We start from the raw sequence: 16,404 nt of genomic DNA, 5'->3' as shown, positions 1-16,404 counted from the left end.
AACATGTGGGAGGGGGCAAGCCCCCTCCCACATTGATCATGCCCACATTAGATGTGGGATTTTTCAGGCTTGGTAGCTGATCCGCCCATCCACCAAGGTGTAGCGCACCGTCGCCGGCAGGCTATGGCCGATGAACGGGCAGTTTTCACCTTTGGACAGCCATTGCTCCCCGGCAACCGTGGAGCGGGCCGGGTCAAACAGCACCAGGTCCGCCGCCGAACCCACCGCCAACTTACCCGCCGGCAGGCGCAATGCCTCAGCCGGGCCGGTGCTGAGGCGTGCCAGCAGTGTCGGCAAGTCCAGCAATCCGTCCTCCACCAGTGTCATCGCCAGCGGCAGCAACAGTTCGACGCTGCTGATGCCCGGCTCTGTCGCGCCAAACGGTGCCAGCTTGGCATCCCGCTCATGGGGCTGGTGATGGCTGGAAATCGCCGAGACCACACCGGACTTGACCGCCGCACGCAAACCTTCGCGGTCGGCCAGGGTGCGCAGCGGCGGTTGCACGTGGTACAGGCTGGAGAAGTCGATCAGCGCCTCATCCGTCAGGATCAACTGATACAACGCCACATCCGCCGTGACCGGCAGTCCGCGCGCCTGTGCCTGGGCGATAAGGGCGACGCCTCGGGCGCTGGTCAACTGGCTGAAGTGCGCACGCACACCGCTTTGTTCCACCAGCAGCAGGTCACGGGCCAGGGCCACGGTTTCGGCGGTTTCCGGAATGCCCGGCAGGCCGAGGAAGCTGGCCACGGCGCCTTCATGGGCCAGGCCGCCTTCAGCCAAGTCGCGGTCCTGGGAGTGGAAGATCACCGTCAGGTCGAAGGTGGCTGCGTATTCCAGGGCGCGTAACAGCGTCCGGGTGCTGCGAAAGCTTTCCAGGCCGTTGCCGAAGGCCACGCAACCGGCGTCACGCAGGGCGATCAGCTCGGCGAGTTGTTCGCCTTCCAGGCCTTTGCTCAGGGCGCCGATAGGGAACACTTTGCAATTGCCGGCCTCACGGGCGCGGTCGAGGATCAGTTCGGTAACCGCCGAGGTGTCCAGCACCGGCTTGGTGTGCGGCGGGCAGCACAGGCTGGTCACGCCACCGGCTGCAGCGGCGCGGGTTTCGCTGATGATGTTGCCCTTGCGGCTGTAGCCTGGCTCGCGCAGGGCGACGTTCAGGTCGACCAGGCCAGGCGCGGCCACCAGGCCTTTGGCGTCTAGGGTCTCGCTGGCGCTGAAGCCTGCGGGCGGGGCGCCGATGGCGATGATCTTGCCGGCTTCCAGATGAAGGTCGGTGACGTGATCCAGGCCACTGGCCGGATCGATGACGCGGGCGCCGAGGATGCTGAGCTTCACTGGGCGTTCTCCTGCTCGAATTGACGTTGCGCGGTTTGCCCGCTCATGGCCATGGACAACACCGCCATGCGCACGGCGATGCCGTAGGTCACCTGGTTGAGGATCACCGACTGGTTACCGTCGGCCACCGCCGACTCAATCTCCACGCCACGGTTGATCGGGCCAGGGTGCATCACGATGGCATCCGGTTTGGCGCCGGCCAGGCGTGCAGTGGTCAGGCCGAACAGGCGGTAGAACTCGCCTTCGCTCGGCAGCAGGCCACCGGACATCCGTTCGCGTTGCAGGCGCAGCATGATCACCACATCCACATCCTTGAGGCCTTCTGCCATGTCGGTGTAGACCTTCACGCCGTACTGCTCGATACCGATCGGCAGCAGGGTTTTCGGCGCGATCACGCGGATGTCCGGGCAACCCAGGGTTTTCAGGGCCAGCATGTTCGAGCGCGCCACTCGCGAGTGCAGGATGTCGCCGACGATGGCTACCGAGAGGTTTTCAAAGCTGCCCTTGTGCCGACGGATAGTGAGCATGTCGAGCATGCCCTGGGTCGGGTGGGCGTGACGGCCGTCGCCGCCGTTGATGATCGCTACCTGCGGGCACACGTGCTCGGCGATGAAGTGCGCGGCGCCGGAGTCGCCGTGGCGTACCACGAACATGTCGGCGGCCATGGCTTCCAGGTTGCGCAGGGTGTCGAGCAGGGTTTCGCCCTTGCTCGCCGACGAGGTGGACACGTTCAGCGTGATCACGTCGGCCGACAGTCGCTGGGCCGCCAGTTCAAAGGTGGTGCGGGTGCGGGTGGAGTTCTCGAAGAACACGTTGCAGATGGTCTTGCCGCGCAACAGCGGGACCTTCTTCACCGCGCGGCCACCGACTTCGAGGAATGAGTCGGCGGTGTCGAGGATTTCAGTCAGCAGTTCGCGGGGCAAACCGTCGAGGGACAAGAAGTGTTGCAACTGACCCTGAGCATTGAGCTGCAGCGGGCGCTTGGCATCTAGAGGCGTCATCGCGGGGACTCTTTACAAGGCGGTTTAAAGGGCGAGGTCTTGCAGTTCGAGTTCGAGCGGCGTGGGACCGGACAATTTTACCCGTTGGTGGGCTTGCAGCGACAGGGTGGCGCCGACCACATCCGGGCTGATCGGCAACTCACCGGCGTCCAGGTCCAGCAGGCACACCAGCGTCACGCTGGCCGGGCGGCCATAGTCGAACAATTCGTTCATGGCGGCGCGGATGGTGCGACCGCTCATCAGCACGTCGTCGATCAGCACCAGGTGCTGGCCTTCGATTTCGAAAGGCAGCGCCGACGGACGCACTTGCGGGTGCAGGCCGTTCTGACTGAAGTCATCGCGGTAGAAGGACACATCCAGGGTGCCGAGGGGCGAGTCACTGCCCAGCGCTTCCAGCAACGCCTGGGCCACCCACACACCACCGGTGCGAATGCCAATGAAACGTGGCTCGCTGATGGCACGGTGTTGCAGATGGGCCGTGAGGTTTTTGGCCATTTGGCTGATCAGTTCGGCGGGGTTCGGCAAGCTCATGCAGGCTCCTTCAGGACCTTGGCGCAGGCAAGGTCCGGGCTCAAACGTAAAAAGACGCGGCAAGCCGCGTCAGTCAGGATTCAAATAAAGCGGTGTTTTCGTCCAGCCAACCCTGCAACAGCAGCGCGGCGGCGATGGCGTCCACGGGGTTGTCGCGGTAGCTGCCCTTCTGGCCGCCACGGTCACGGCGCTCACCCTTGGCTTCGAAGGTGGTCAGGCGTTCGTCGTGGGTATAGAAGGGGATGTTGTAGCGGCCATTGAGGCGTCGGGCGAATTTTTCCGCGCGCAGGCACATGTCGCTGGGCGTGCCATCCATGTTCAAGGGCAGGCCAACCACCACGGCGTCGGGCTTCCACTCTTTAATGAGGGCCTCGACCTGGTTCCAGTCCGGTATGCCGTTCTGGGCTTTCAAGGTGCACAGTTCGCGAGCCTGGCCGGTGATGACCTGGCCGACGGCTACGCCGATCTGCTTGGTGCCGTAGTCAAAACCGAGGATTAAGCGCAAAGCCATCAGGCGTGCCCCGCCTGGCTGGTCAGCAGGTTGAGGTTGACGCGCAGTTTGGCCGCGGCTGCCTCCAGGCGCAGTTCGCTGGGGGTGTTGAACAGGATTTCGGCGTCGAAGGGGCAGGTCAGCCACGCGTTGCTGGCCAACTCGGCTTCCAGTTGGCCGGCTTCCCAACCCGCGTAGCCGAGGGTGATCACACTTTGCTCAGGGCCCACGCCGTCCGCGATGGCGAATAGCACGTCCTGTGAAGTGGACAGCGACACGCCTTCCAGGTCGACCGTGGCCTGGAACTTCGGCCCGGTGGGGTGTAGCACAAAGCCGCGATCGGTCTGCACCGGCCCGCCGATGTAGATCGGCACGCCCTGGCAGCGGGCTGGAGGGTCGACCTCCGGGCGCAGTTGCTCAAGGATATCCGCCAGGTTCAGCTCTTGCGGGCGGTTGATGACCAACCCCATGGCACCTTTGGCGGTGTGCTCGACGATGTAGGTCAAGGTCTGCGCAAAGTTCGGGTCGGCCATATGGGGCATGGCGATCAGGAATTGGTGCTTGAGGTAGGTCGGGCTGACATTTTTCATGTCCGCTAGTGTGGCGGTGGAGGGGCGAACTGACAAGCTGGGGTGGACCATAATTGTGGCAAACACGGTTGTTGGGGTGAGCGGGCTTGCCCCGCGCTGGGCTGTGAAGCCGCCCCAAAACAGGATGTTTCATTTTAGCTGGAGAACTTCAGTGCCTGGATTGGGGGGGCTTCGCCCCCCCAGCGCGGGGCAAGCCCGCTCACCACAGCAAGCCAGCTTCTACAGGGGCTGCGGGTCAGTTGCTGGACAGGCGGTCGCCCTTGGCGAACTTCCAGGTGCGGATGATTTCAAGGCGGTCGACGTCGTTCAAGTCGCCGCTGAACGGGGCAAAGGGCGCGGCCAGGCGCACGATGCGCTGGGCGGCCTGGTCCAGCAGTGGCTGACCTGACGATTCCAGCACCTGGACTTCATATAACGTGCCGTCGCGGTTGATCGACACCAGTAAGCGCAAATTGCCATAAATCTGCTGGCGGCGCGCTTCATCCGGGTAGTTGAGGTTACCGATACGCTCGACCTTCTTGCGCCACTCGTCCTTATACCAGGCGCCTTTGTCGCGCATGGTCGAGGCGGCGTTCAGCCGGTAGATGCGCGGGCGCTTGGCGTACAGCTGCTGTTCGTTGGCCAGCTCGGCTTCCAAGCTGGAAATCTCGTCGGAGAGTGTCGAACTGTCGAACGTCGGCGCGGGCTTCACGGGCTCGGGCGTCGGTTCGGTCTTGGTTTTTTCGCGCTGGGTCGGGGCTTTTTGGGGTTTGGGCGCGACGGTGGTCACCGCAGCCTTGGGCGCGGCCTGCTTCACCTCGGGCTTGGGCGCCGGCGGCGGAGTGACTTTATTCACCTTGTTGTCCTGGAACGGCGCCACTTCAGTGGTCTTGGGCACGGCTTTCTTGTCGAGGGTGCCGCTGCCCTGCTGGTTGTCCTGGGCGAGAAAGTCAGCCTTCTCGGGTTTCTTTTCGCTCTTGAACGTGGCGAGGGTGATTTCCAGGGTTTTGCTGATCTGCTTGGGTTCGACCATTGTGAACCCCACGCCGAGGATCAAGGCCAGGTGAATAAGCGCAGCGAGGAACAGGGTAAATCCGAGCCGATCAGCCGGGCGCACGCCGCTATGGGAGAGTTCGGGGGGCAGTTCGGACGGGAGCGTCATGACAAAAAAACCAACATCGCGCGTTTCACAGGTGGCGCATGATAACGCAATGTTGGTGTGTGTCCGGCTGTTCTATGTCACTTGGCTTGTAGCTTGCGCTCAATGGCAGCCATCAACATTTCGCCGATGTTCGTGCCAAATGCGTTGTCGATCTCGCGAATGCAGGTGGGGCTGGTGACGTTGATTTCAGTCAGGTTCTCGCCGATCACGTCCAGGCCGACAAACAGCAAGCCCTTTTCACGCAGGGTCGGGCCAACCTGGGCTGCAATCCAACGGTCCTTGTCCGACAGAGGGCGTGCTTCACCACGACCGCCGGCCGCCAGGTTACCGCGGGTCTCGCCAGCCGCCGGGATGCGCGCCAGGCAGTAGTCCACCGGCTCGCCGTCGATCATCAGGATGCGCTTGTCGCCGTCCTTGATCGCCGGCAGGTAGGCCTGGCCCATGATTTGCTGGGTGCCCAGGGCGGTCAGGGTCTCCAGGATCACCGACAGGTTCGGGTCGCCCGCGCGGTGACGGAAGATCGAGGTGCCGCCCATGCCGTCCAGCGGCTTGAGGATCACATCGCCGTGCTTGGCAGCGAATTCACGCAGCACGTCGGCGCGGCGGCTGACCACGGTGGGCGGGGTGCACTGCGGGAAGAGGGTGGCGAACAGCTTTTCATTGCAGTCGCGCAGGCTCTGCGGCTTGTTCACGATCAGCACGCCGGCGCGCTCGGCCTGCTCCAGCAGGTAGGTGGAGTAGACGAATTCCATGTCGAACGGCGGGTCCTTGCGCATCAGGATCACATCCAGATCGCTCAGCGGGCTGTCGATTTCGTCCGACAGCTCGAACCACTTCTCAGGGTTGGCGAACACCTGCAGCGGACGCATGCGTGCGCGGGCCTCGCCGTCACCCTGGTAAAGATCGCGCTGCTCCATATAGAACAACGTCCAGCCGCGGGCCTGGGCGGCCAGGAGCATGGCCAGCGAGCTGTCCTTTTTATAGGAGATGCTGGCGATAGGGTCCATGACAATGCCGACGCGAACGCTCATGGGGGATTTCCTCTAGCAAATTAGGGCGCATAAAAGTGGCGTCAGAGTGGCGCTGTGGCTGTTGTGGGTCAAGGAAAAACCACCTGGCCGGTTGCTCGATAGATTGCGCCCGGAGACTGTGCTAAAAAGACTGCCACGGCGCAGCAGCCCTTGAATTCCAAGGCTTGCGGCGCTCATCCTGTGCAACATCAGGCAGTACACACCGAAAACCGATTCGCTGTGGCGATGGCAGAGCAGATATGGAACAGCATTCCAACGCCTTGAGAGTGATGGTGATCGACGACTCAAAGACGATCCGCCGTACCGCTGAAACCTTGTTGAAGAACGTGGGGTGCGATGTCATCACGGCCATCGACGGTTTCGATGCCCTGGCCCGGATTGTCGATCATCACCCGCACATCATCTTTGTCGACATCATGATGCCGCGCCTGGATGGCTATCAGACCTGCGCCCTGGTGAAGAACAACCCGGCGTTCAAGTCGATCCCGGTGATCATGCTGTCCTCCAAGGACGGCCTGTTCGACAAGGCCAAGGGGCGCATCGTCGGCGTCGATCAGTTTTTGACCAAGCCTTTCAGCAAGGAAGAACTGCTGAGTGCGATCAAGGCCTACGTGCCCGGCTTCGCCGCAGTAGAACAAGCACACTGACGTCGCCTCACGAGGGTCGGCGCGAACTTATGTAGCGGGGAAAACCATGGCACGTGTTCTGATCGTCGACGATTCGCCGACCGAAATGTACAAACTGACCGGCATGCTGGAAAAGCATGGTCATCAGGTTCTCAAGGCCGAAAACGGTGCGGACGGCGTGGCCCTGGCCCGCCAGGAAAAACCCGACGCCGTGCTGATGGACATCGTGATGCCGGGCCTCAATGGCTTCCAGGCCACCCGCCAACTGTCCAAGGAGCCGGAAACCAACGGCATCCCGATCATCATCATTACCACCAAAGACCAGGAAACCGACAAGATCTGGGGGGCGCGCCAAGGCGCCAAGGATTACCTGACCAAGCCGGTGGATGAAGAAACCCTGATCGCCACCCTGAACAAGGTGCTGGCCGGCTGACGGTTCGCCATCATGACCGAGTCGCAAACCGCCTTCGAGCTGCTGTTGGACATCGACCGGCGCTGCCGCCTGCTGGCCGCCGACCTGCCGTCCCAGGAAGCCCGCCTGCAACGTTGGAGCGGAATCGGTTTTCGCCTGGGGCCGCACTGGTATGTGGCACCCATGGGCGAAGTTGCCGAAGTCCTGCATGAACCGCGCTGCACGCTGATGCCCGGGGTCAAGGCCTGGGTCAAGGGCGTGGCTAACCTGCGTGGGCGCCTGTTGCCGGTGATGGACCTGGGTGGGTTTCTCGGGCTTGAACTGTCCAAGGCGCGCAAACAGCGGCGCGTATTGGTGGTGGAATTCAACGACTTGTTTGTCGGGCTGCTGGTGGACGAGGTGGTGGGGATGCAGCATTTCGCACAAGACGCACTGCTGGCGAGCGCCGCGCCCGGTGTTCCGTTTATCCAGGGCCAGTTCGAGGGCGACCAGCAGTGGCAGGTCTTCAGCCCCTTCGCCCTGGCCCAGGCCCCAGGCTTCATGGATGTTGCCGCATGACCACCGCCACCACGCCAAAACCCCAGGCCGGCTCGCGCAGCCGCTCGCAGATCATCGTGCTGTTCATCGCACTGATCGTGTTCATCATGTTGCTGTTCGCCAACTTTGCGTACCTCAACACCCAGTCCACCTATGACAAACAGTACATCGGCCACGCCGGTGAGCTGCGCGTGCTGTCCCAGCGCATCGCCAAGAACGCCACCGAAGCCGCCGCCGGCAAGGCCGCCGCGTTCAAGCTGCTGGGCGATGCGCGCAACGACTTCGCCCAGCGCTGGGGCTACCTGAAAAAAGGTGACCCGGAAACCGGCCTGCCTGCCGCGCCCAACGCCGTGCGCGCCGAAATGCGCGCGGTGCAGACCGACTGGGAAGCGCTGCTGAAAAACACAGACGCCATCCTCGCCAGCGAACAGACCGTGTTGTCCTTGCATCAGGTCGCCGCGACGTTGGCCGAAACCGTGCCGCAGTTGCAGATGGAGTCGGAAAAGGTCGTCGATATCCTCCTGCAGCGTGGCGCCCCGGCCAGCCAGGTGGCCTTGGCCCAGCGCCAGTCACTGTTGGCCGAACGGATCCTTGGCGCGGTGAACACCGTACTGGCCGGCGACGAAACCGCCGTGCAGGCCGCCGACGCCTTTGGCCGTGACGCCAACCGCTTCGGCCAGGTGCTCAACGGCATGCTCCAGGGCAACCCCGGCCTGCGCATCACCCAGGTCGAAGACCGCGACGCCCGTGCGCGGCTGGCGGAAATCGCCGAGCTGTTCGAATTTGTCTCCGGCTCCGTGGATGAAATCCTCGAGACCTCGCCGCAACTGTTCCAGGTCCGCGCCTCGGCGAGCAATATTTTCAACCTGTCGCAAACCCTGCTCGATGAAGCCTCGCACCTGGCCACCGGTTTTGAAAACCTGGCCAGCGGGCGCAGTTTCGACACCATCGGCGGTTATGTGCTGGGGCTGTTGGCGCTGACCTCGATCATCCTGATCGGCCTGGTGATGGTGCGCGAGACCAACCGCCAGTTGCATGAAACCGCCGAGAAGAACGAACGCAACCAGAACGCGATCATGCGCCTGCTGGATGAAATCGAAGACCTGGCCGACGGCGACCTCACCGTGACGGCCTCGGTGACCGAAGACTTCACCGGCACCATCGCCGACTCCATCAACTACTCCGTCGATCAACTGCGCGACCTGGTCGCCACCATCAACCTCACCGCCGGGCAAGTCGCCGGTGCGGTGCAGGACACCCAGGCCACCGCGATGCACTTGGCCCAGGCGTCGGAGCACCAGGCCCAGCAGATCGCCGAAGCGTCCACGGCGATCAACCAGATGGCCCAGTCCATCGACCAGGTGTCGGCCAACGCCGCCGAGTCCTCGGCGGTGGCGGAGCGCTCGGTGGAGATCGCCAACAAGGGTAACGAGGTGGTGCACAACACCATCCACGGCATGGACAACATTCGCGAACAGATCCAGGACACCGCCAAGCGCATCAAGCGCCTGGGTGAGTCGTCCCAGGAGATTGGCGACATCGTCAGCCTGATCGACGACATTGCTGACCAGACCAACATCCTCGCCCTCAACGCCGCGATCCAGGCGAGCATGGCCGGTGACGCCGGGCGCGGCTTTGCGGTGGTGGCCGATGAAGTGCAACGGCTGGCCGAGCGCTCGTCGGCGGCCACCCGGCAAATCGAAACCCTGGTACGGGCGATCCAGGCTGACACCAACGAAGCGGTGATCTCCATGGAGCAGACCACCACCGAAGTGGTGCGCGGCGCGCGGCTGGCCCAGGACGCCGGGGTGGCGTTGGAAGAGATCGAAGGCGTGTCGAAAACCCTGGCGGCGCTGATCCAGAGTATTTCCAACGCGGCGCAGCAACAGACCTCGTCGGCGGGGCAGATCTCCCTGACCATGAACGTGATTCAGCAGATCACTACCCAGACCTCGTCGGGCTCCACGGCCACCGCCGAAAGCATCGGCAACCTGGCGAAAATGGCCAGCCAGCTGCGCCGGTCGGTGTCGGGGTTTACCTTGCCGCCGCCAAAGCAGGTCGACGATTGAAATGCAGTACCAATGTGGGAGGGAGCTTGTCCCCTCCCACATTTGATCTCTATCTGTCTTGAGATCTCGCACCACCAGCAACCCACGAATTCTAAGCGGAGCAGTTATGGTTGATCGGCACGACTACGTGGCCCTCGAATGGGTCAAGGGCGACATTGCCGAAACCCTGCAACAGGCCCGTTCGGCGCTGGATGCGTACGTCGAAACCACTGACGGCGACGCGATCAGCGAATGCCTGGCCGGCATCCATCAGGTGCATGGCGCGCTGCAAATGGTCGAGTTCTACGGCGCGGCCCTGCTGGCCGAGGAAATCGAAGCACTGGCCCTGGCTCTGCAAGCCGGCCATGTGAGCCAGCGCGACGAAAGCATCCGCCTGCTGCAACAGGCCCTCAACCAATTGCCGCTCTACCTGGACCGCGTGCACAGCGCCCGCCGCGACCTGCCGCTGGTGGTATTGCCGCTGCTCAACGACTTGCGCAGCGCCCGCGGCGAAAGCCTGCTGTCGGAGACCAGCCTGTTCAGCCCGCAACTGCTCACCATAGCGCCGCTGCCCGATGAAGCCCTGGCGCAACGCGCGGTGCCCGACCTGAAAGAGCAACTGCGCCAGTGGCATCAGCTGCTGCAACAGGCCCTGGCCGGGCTGCTGCGCGAAGACCACGGCCCCAGCAACCTGGAGGACATGGCGCGGGTGTTCGCGCGTCTCGAAGCCTTATGCCAGGGCGCGCCGTTGTTGCCGCTTTGGCAAGTCACTTCGGCGCTGGTCGAAGGCATGCTCATCGGCGTGATCGCCAACAGCCCAGCGCTGCGCAGTTTGCTCAAGGCCAGTGACAAACAGCTCAAGCGCCTGCTTGCCCAAGGCATCGGCGGCATCAACCAGCCGGCGCCAGATGAGTTGCTCAAGAGCTTGCTGTTTTATGTGGCCAAGGTCACCCGGCCGACACCGCGCATGCAAAGCCTCAAGGAACGCTACGGCCTGGATGAAGCCTTGCCGGACAGCACGGTGGTCGATGCCGAACGCGCACGCCTGGCCGGGCCGGACCGCAACGCCATGGGCTCGGTGCTGGGTGCATTGTGTGAAGAGTTGGTGCGGGTAAAAGAACGCCTCGACCTGTTCGTACGCAGCGACCGTCAGCACACCAGCGACCTCGACGCGCTGCTCGCGCCACTGCGGCAGATCGCCGACACCTTGGCGGTGCTGGGCTTCGGCCAGCCGCGTAAAGTCATCATCGACCAGCTTGCCGTGGTGCTGAGCCTGGCCCAGGGCCAACGCGAGCCCAACGATGCTGTGCTGATGGACGTCGCCGGCGCCTTGCTCTATGTCGAAGCCACACTGGCCGGCATGGCCGGCACCGTGGAGCCGGAAAGCCGCGAAGAAAGCCGCCTGCCCACCACCGACCTGACCCAGATTCACCAACTGGTGATCCGTGAATCTTGCCAGTGCCTCAAGCAAGCCAAGGAGCTGGTGATCGATTGCATCGAAGCCGACTGGGACCGCCAGCGCCTTGAGTCCCTGCCGGAACTGCTGAGCCAGGTGCGCGGCGCCCTGGCCATGATCCCTTTACCCCGCGCGGCGAGCCTGATGCGCGGTTGCACGGACTACGTCGATGAACAGTTGATGGGCAACGACGCGCCGCCGACCGAGCGGCAACTGGCGCATTTTGCCGACGTGATCAGCAGCCTGGAGTACTACCTCGAACGGATGCTCCAAGACCCCGATGCCGCAGGCGAACGGGTGCTGGAGCTGGCCACCCAAGGCCTGGCGGCGCTGGGTTACCTGCCTGCCGAGAAACCCTGGCGCCAAGCCTTGGTTGCACCGGATGGAGCGCTGGCGGTGGAGGTCGCGCCGAGCCAGTCGCAGTTCGACGCGCTGGCCAGCCCCACGTCGCGCCTGAACCCGCCGGCCCTGCAACGCCCCGGTAGCCTGCTGCCGCCACCGGCCGACGAAGAGCCCATCGACGATGAACTGCGCGAGGTCTTCCTCGAGGAAACCGACGAAGTCCTCGACGTGCTGCACCGTTACCTGCCCAACAGCGCGGACAAAACCGCCCAGGGCGAAATGCGCCGTGCTTTCCACACCCTCAAGGGCAGCGGCCGCATGGTCCGCGCACTGGTCCTGGCCGAGCTGGCCTGGGCTGTGGAAAACCTGCTCAATCGCGTACTGGAACGCAGCGTAGCCCTGAGCCCCGAGGTGCAACAGGTGCTGGATGAAGCGGTGGCCTTGCTGCCGGAGTTGATCGCCGACTTCGCCACCGACGACCAGCGCCAGCGCGATGAAGTCGACGCCCTGGCCGCCCGCGCCCACGCCTTGGCCAGCGGTACGCCGCAGCCGTCTGCCGAACCCCATGACCCGATGCTGCTGGAGATCTTCCGCAACGAAGTCCAAAGCCATCTGGACAGCCTCAATCACTTCCTGCAACAGGCCGCCGAGCATGTACCGCTGCACGTCAGCGATGAACTGCAACGCGCCCTGCACACGCTCAAAGGCAGCGCCTACATGGCCGGCGTGCTGCCCATCGCCGAACTGGCGCGCCCGCTGGACCACCTCACCCGCGAATACAAGGCACACCGCCTGCCGCTGGACCTGGACGAAGTGGAGTTGCTGCTCGAAGCCGAGAGCCTGTTCCAGCGCGGGCTGCGTGATCTGGACAGCGACCCGTTGGCGCCGATCAAAGGCGCAGAGGACCTGATCAACCGCACCCAACGCCTGCTGGACCAGCAGCTTGAAGCATTGCTCGACGCCCCGAATACCGGCCTGCGTATCAAGCGCGACCCGCAACTGATCGCCAACTTCCTGGCCCAGGGCATGGACATTCTGCTCGACGCCGAAAGCCTGCTGCGCCGCTGGCAACAGCATCCCGGCGAACGCCAGGAACTCACCGCGCTGCTGGACGAACTGACCACCCTGGGGGAGGGCGCGCACGTCGCCGACCTGCACGCCATCGACGCACTCTGCGAAGCGCTGCTCGACCTCTATGGCGCGGTGGAGGAGAGCAGCCTGGCGGTGAGCGAGCGGTTTTTCCACGAGGCCGAGCAGGCCCATGAAGCCTTGATCAACATGCTCGACCAATTGGCCGCCGGGCAGGAAATCAGCCCGGCGCCGGCACGGGTACAGGCGTTGCGCGAGTTGTTGGATGAGGCCCTCGACCCGTCGGCCACCGGCCTGATCAAAAGCGACGGCAGCCGCGCCTTGAGCATCTCCGAGCTGGGGGCGGCCACGGCGCAATTGGATCAGCCAACGACGATGGACGATGAGATCGTCGAGATCTTCCTGGAAGAGGCCGTGGACATCCTCGACAGCGCCGGGCAGTCGCTCAAACGCTGGTTGCTGGAGCCGGATAACGCGGGACCGTTGTCCTCGTTGCAACGTGACCTGCACACCCTCAAGGGCGGCGCGCGCATGGCCGAAATCGGGCCGGTGGGTGACCTCGCCCACGAGCTGGAATGTTTGTATGAAGGGCTGGTGGACCGTCGCTACAGCTACTCTTCCGAGCTGTCGCTGTTACTGATGGCCAGCCATGAGCGGCTGGCCTTGCAGCTTGATGAATTGCAACAGCAACGGCCCCTGAGCGATGCCGGCGAGTTGATCGCCCAATTGCGTGGATTCCGCCAGGGCAGCACACCGACGGCACCGACCGAGGCTGCGCAAGCCTCGGGTGCTGATCCTGAATTGCTGGATATCTTCCTCGAAGAAGCCGCCGACATTCTCGACAGCTCAGGCAGCGCTTTGCTGCGTTGGCAGGCCGAGCCCGGCAGCCGCCAGGAAGTCGAAACCCTGCTGCGCGACCTGCACACCCTCAAGGGCGGCGCGCGCATGGTCGAGATCGGGCCGATCGGCGATCTGGCCCATGAACTGGAGTTTCTCTACGAAGGGCTGTCCGCAGGCCTGCTGGCGCCGTCCGCCGAGCTGTTTGCGTTGCTGCAAGGCTGCCACGACCGTCTGGCGCAGATGATCGACGCGGTGGCCGACGGTTTGCCGGTCGGCTCGGTGGACAAGCTCATCGAGCGAATCAAAAGCCTGGTGCACCCCAGCGACGAACCGGTGACACCGGTGGCGTTGCCGACGGGCAAGGCGGAGGCCGTGGTAGACCCGGCCGCCGACATGGTGAAGATCTCTGCCGAGCTGCTCGACGACTTGGTCAACCTGGCCGGTGAAACCTCGATCTTCCGTGGCCGTATCGAGCAGCAAGTCAACGACGCCCGCATTGCCTTGACCGAAGTGGAAACCACGATCGAGCGCATGCGCGACCAACTGCGGCGTCTCGACACCGAGACCCAGGGCCGCATCCTCAGCCGCCAGCAGGCCGAGGCCGAGCGCCTGGGTTATGAAGAATTCGACCCGCTGGAAATGGACCGCCACTCGCAGTTGCAGCAATTGTCCCGCGCGCTGTCCGAGTCCGCTTCCGACCTGCTCGACCTCAAGGACACCCTCGAGCGCCGCAACGAGGACGCGCACGACCTGTTGCAGCAACAGGCGCGCATCAACACCGAGTTGCAGGAAGGCCTGATGCGCACGCGCATGGTGCCGTTCGAACGCATGCTGCCGCGCCTCAAGCGTATCGTGCGCCAGGTGGCGGGTGAGCTGGGCAAGGACGTGGAATTCATCGTCGGCAACGCCGAGGGCGAGATGGACCGCAATGTGCTGGAACGCATGGCGGCACCGCTGGAGCACATGCTGCGCAACGCCGTCGACCATGGTCTGGAGTCCCGCGATGTGCGGCTGTTGGCCGGTAAGCCCGAGAAAGGCCGCATCACCCTGGACCTGACCCACGAAGGCGGCGACATCGTTTTCGACATGCGCGATGACGGCGCAGGTGTACCGCTGGAGGCCGTGCGGCGCAAGGCGATCAAGCGTGGTTTGCTGGGCCCGCATCAAGAGATCAGCGACCGCGACGTGTTGCAGTTCATCCTGCAGCCGGGCTTCTCCACCGCCGAAAAGATCACGCAGATTTCCGGACGCGGCGTGGGCATGGACGTGGTGCATGAGGAAGTGCGTCAGCTTGGCGGCTCGATGGTCATTGATTCGACGCCGGGCGAGGGTGTGCATTTTCGTATTCGCTTGCCGTTTACCGTGTCGGTCAACCGTGCGCTGATGGTGCAATGTGCGGACGACCAGTACGCGATTCCGCTCAACACCATCGAAGGGCTGGTGCGGGTGCTGCCCCATGAGCTGGCGGGGCATTACCAGCAAGACCCACCGTGTTATGAATACGCCGGCCAGCGCTATGAGCTGTTCTACCTGGGCGACCTGCTGCACACCGTCAGCCGCCCGAAACTGCTGGGCCAGTACCAGCCGGTGCCGGTGCTATTGGTGCAGTGCAACGAGCGGCGCGTGGCCATCCATGTGGACGCCATGGCCGGTACGCGGGAGATTGTGGTCAAGGGCCTGGGCCCGCAGTTTGCCGGGGTGCAGGGCCTGTCGGGCGCGACGATTCTGGGCGACGGGCGCGTAGTGCTGATCATCGATTTGCTCGCGCATATCCGCGCCCGCCAGCCGGCCTTGCCGGCCCAGTCGGTCGATGCGCCGCTGATCCTCAACGACCCCTTGAAAAAACGCCCGTTGCTGGTGCTGGTGGTGGACGACTCCGTCACCGTGCGCAAAGTCACCAGCCGCCTGCTGGAGCGCAACGGCATGAACGTGCTCACCGCCAAAGACGGCATCGACGCCCTCGCTGTGCTCGAAGAACACACCCCGGACCTGATGCTGCTCGACATCGAAATGCCGCGCATGGACGGCTTCGAAGTCGCCACCCAGGTGCGCAACGACCCACGGCTGATGCGCCTGCCGATCATCATGATCACCTCGCGCACCGGCCAGAAACACCGCGACCGCGCCATGGCCATCGGCGTCAACGACTACCTCGGCAAGCCGTACCAGGAATCGGTGCTGCTCGAAAGCATCGCCTACTGGAGCAAGTCCCATGCTTGACCACCGCACCAGCCAACTCACCGGCCTGCTGCTGCCGCTGGCCGACCGCCACCTGGTGCTGCCCAACGTCGCCATTGCCGAGCTGATCGACTTCCAGCGCGGTGAGCCCGCCAGTGATGCGCCGCCGTGGTATTTGCGGCAAGTAACCTGGCGCGATCGGCAGATACCGCTGATCAGCTTTGAAGCGGTGTGCGGTGAAGCCAGCATGACCGGCGAACGCTCGCGAATCGTAGTGTTGAATGCCTTGGGTGGGCGGCCGACGTTGAAGTTTATCGCGCTGGTGATTCAGGGGATTCCACGGTCTTACAAGCTCGACAGCGAGTTGAGTTATGTGGACGTGCCGCTGTGCCCGTTGGAGTTGGCGGCGGTGCAGGTAGGGGAGCATGTGGCGAAGGTGCCGGACTTGATGGGGTTGGAAGCGCTATTGGTCGAGTCCGGCTTGGCCTGACCCCTCATTCTCAATCCCAGTGAATATCAAAATGTGGGAGGGGGCTTGCCCCCGATGGCTGACTGTCATTTGATACTTTTATACCTGAACCACCGCAATCGGGGGCAAGCCCTGTCTTACATTTGATCCTCTGTGTTTGACCGGCCGTCGCGACCCTAGCCGTCCAAAAATGTCGGAACTGAATGTTATTTGTGTAAGTAATTTCTTTAACTGGATTGGGCCGGTTTTCTGGCCTGAGTGGGATGCTAGGTTCGGCGCTTCCCTATG

The 16,404-nt window shown here is 63.5% G+C and carries 13 protein-coding genes; 6 read left to right on the top strand and 7 right to left on the bottom strand.

The window, feature by feature from the left end; genetic code table 11:
- Positions 1 to 63: 63 nt before the first annotated feature.
- The 7 genes from AO064_RS19205 to gshB all read right to left on the bottom strand — a co-directional run bounded on the left by AO064_RS19205 (position 64) and on the right by gshB (position 6,119).
- On the bottom strand, positions 64 to 1,335 hold the full coding sequence (locus AO064_RS19205) for a dihydroorotase (protein ID WP_064054318.1): 1,272 nt from the start codon (positions 1,333 to 1,335) through the stop codon (positions 64 to 66).
- Positions 1,332 to 2,336 (bottom strand): aspartate carbamoyltransferase catalytic subunit, encoded by a 1,005-nt coding sequence (locus AO064_RS19200; protein WP_015886339.1) that lies wholly within the window; start codon positions 2,334 to 2,336, stop codon positions 1,332 to 1,334. The genes AO064_RS19205 and AO064_RS19200 overlap by 4 nt, the downstream gene beginning before the upstream one ends.
- A 24-nt stretch (positions 2,337 to 2,360) precedes the next feature.
- Positions 2,361 to 2,867: a bifunctional pyr operon transcriptional regulator/uracil phosphoribosyltransferase PyrR gene (gene pyrR / locus AO064_RS19195; RefSeq protein ID WP_015886338.1), complete on the bottom strand. Its 507-nt coding sequence runs from the start codon at positions 2,865 to 2,867 to the stop codon at positions 2,361 to 2,363.
- A gap of 73 nt (positions 2,868 to 2,940) precedes the next feature.
- Positions 2,941 to 3,378 (bottom strand): Holliday junction resolvase RuvX, encoded by a 438-nt coding sequence (gene ruvX, locus AO064_RS19190; protein WP_003176676.1) that lies wholly within the window; start codon positions 3,376 to 3,378, stop codon positions 2,941 to 2,943.
- Positions 3,378 to 3,947 (bottom strand): YqgE/AlgH family protein, encoded by a 570-nt coding sequence (locus AO064_RS19185; protein ID WP_015886337.1) that lies wholly within the window; start codon positions 3,945 to 3,947, stop codon positions 3,378 to 3,380. Before AO064_RS19185 ends, ruvX begins: the two co-directional genes overlap by 1 nt.
- A gap of 235 nt (positions 3,948 to 4,182) precedes the next feature.
- Positions 4,183 to 5,088, bottom strand: a complete 906-nt coding sequence (locus AO064_RS19180; RefSeq protein WP_064054317.1) for an energy transducer TonB — start codon at positions 5,086 to 5,088, stop codon at positions 4,183 to 4,185.
- Positions 5,089 to 5,165: 77 nt separating this feature from the next.
- The gene (gene gshB, locus AO064_RS19175; protein WP_005792255.1) at positions 5,166 to 6,119 is read right to left on the bottom strand and encodes a glutathione synthase; all 954 of its coding nucleotides are present in this window, start codon (positions 6,117 to 6,119) and stop codon (positions 5,166 to 5,168) included.
- A gap of 239 nt (positions 6,120 to 6,358) precedes the next feature.
- On the opposite strand from gshB, the gene pilG reads away from it, so the two are divergent.
- From pilG to AO064_RS19145, 6 genes are all read left to right on the top strand, one after another.
- A complete protein-coding gene (gene pilG, locus AO064_RS19170) occupies positions 6,359 to 6,766 on the top strand; it encodes a twitching motility response regulator PilG (RefSeq protein WP_003176671.1) in 408 nt (135 codons plus the stop codon).
- Positions 6,767 to 6,812: 46 nt separating this feature from the next.
- A complete protein-coding gene (pilH, locus tag AO064_RS19165; protein ID WP_014720320.1) occupies positions 6,813 to 7,178 on the top strand; it encodes a twitching motility response regulator PilH in 366 nt (121 codons plus the stop codon).
- 12 nt (positions 7,179 to 7,190) lie between these two features.
- Positions 7,191 to 7,715 (top strand): chemotaxis protein CheW, encoded by a 525-nt coding sequence (locus tag AO064_RS19160; protein WP_015886335.1) that lies wholly within the window; start codon positions 7,191 to 7,193, stop codon positions 7,713 to 7,715.
- Positions 7,712 to 9,763 carry a methyl-accepting chemotaxis protein gene (locus AO064_RS19155; protein WP_015886334.1) on the top strand — a complete coding sequence of 684 codons (2,052 nt, stop codon included), beginning with the start codon at positions 7,712 to 7,714 and terminating at the stop codon, positions 9,761 to 9,763. Before AO064_RS19160 ends, AO064_RS19155 begins: the two co-directional genes overlap by 4 nt.
- Before the next feature lie 106 nt (positions 9,764 to 9,869).
- Complete coding sequence (locus tag AO064_RS19150; RefSeq protein ID WP_064054316.1) at positions 9,870 to 15,689, top strand: Hpt domain-containing protein; 5,820 nt, start codon at positions 9,870 to 9,872, stop codon at positions 15,687 to 15,689.
- Positions 15,682 to 16,137 (top strand): chemotaxis protein CheW, encoded by a 456-nt coding sequence (locus AO064_RS19145; RefSeq protein ID WP_015886332.1) that lies wholly within the window; start codon positions 15,682 to 15,684, stop codon positions 16,135 to 16,137. Before AO064_RS19150 ends, AO064_RS19145 begins: the two co-directional genes overlap by 8 nt.
- Positions 16,138 to 16,404 lie beyond the last annotated feature (267 nt).

It is taken from the genome of Pseudomonas marginalis, from assembly GCF_001645105.1.
In the GTDB taxonomy this organism is placed as follows: domain Bacteria; phylum Pseudomonadota; class Gammaproteobacteria; order Pseudomonadales; family Pseudomonadaceae; genus Aquipseudomonas; species Aquipseudomonas petroselini.
This window is presented reverse-complemented; position numbering and strand designations above follow the sequence as displayed.

Bases quoted from the DNA above. Each gene is read 5' to 3' on its own strand.
- AO064_RS19180 (WP_064054317.1), bottom strand. From the start codon at position 5,088: ATGACGCTCCCGTCCGAACTGCCCCCCGAACTCTCCCATAGCGGCGTG.
- ruvX (WP_003176676.1), bottom strand. From the start codon at position 3,378: ATGGCTTTGCGCTTAATCCTCGGTTTTGACTACGGCACCAAGCAGATC.
- AO064_RS19200 (WP_015886339.1), bottom strand. From the start codon at position 2,336: ATGACGCCTCTAGATGCCAAGCGCCCGCTGCAGCTCAATGCTCAGGGT.
- pyrR (WP_015886338.1), bottom strand. From the start codon at position 2,867: ATGAGCTTGCCGAACCCCGCCGAACTGATCAGCCAAATGGCCAAAAAC.
- AO064_RS19160 (WP_015886335.1), top strand. From the start codon at position 7,191: ATGACCGAGTCGCAAACCGCCTTCGAGCTGCTGTTGGACATCGACCGG.
- pilH (WP_014720320.1), top strand. From the start codon at position 6,813: ATGGCACGTGTTCTGATCGTCGACGATTCGCCGACCGAAATGTACAAA.
- AO064_RS19150 (WP_064054316.1), top strand. From the start codon at position 9,870: ATGGTTGATCGGCACGACTACGTGGCCCTCGAATGGGTCAAGGGCGAC.
- AO064_RS19155 (WP_015886334.1), top strand. From the start codon at position 7,712: ATGACCACCGCCACCACGCCAAAACCCCAGGCCGGCTCGCGCAGCCGC.
- pilG (WP_003176671.1), top strand. From the start codon at position 6,359: ATGGAACAGCATTCCAACGCCTTGAGAGTGATGGTGATCGACGACTCA.
- AO064_RS19145 (WP_015886332.1), top strand. From the start codon at position 15,682: ATGCTTGACCACCGCACCAGCCAACTCACCGGCCTGCTGCTGCCGCTG.
- gshB (WP_005792255.1), bottom strand. From the start codon at position 6,119: ATGAGCGTTCGCGTCGGCATTGTCATGGACCCTATCGCCAGCATCTCC.
- AO064_RS19185 (WP_015886337.1), bottom strand. From the start codon at position 3,947: ATGAAAAATGTCAGCCCGACCTACCTCAAGCACCAATTCCTGATCGCC.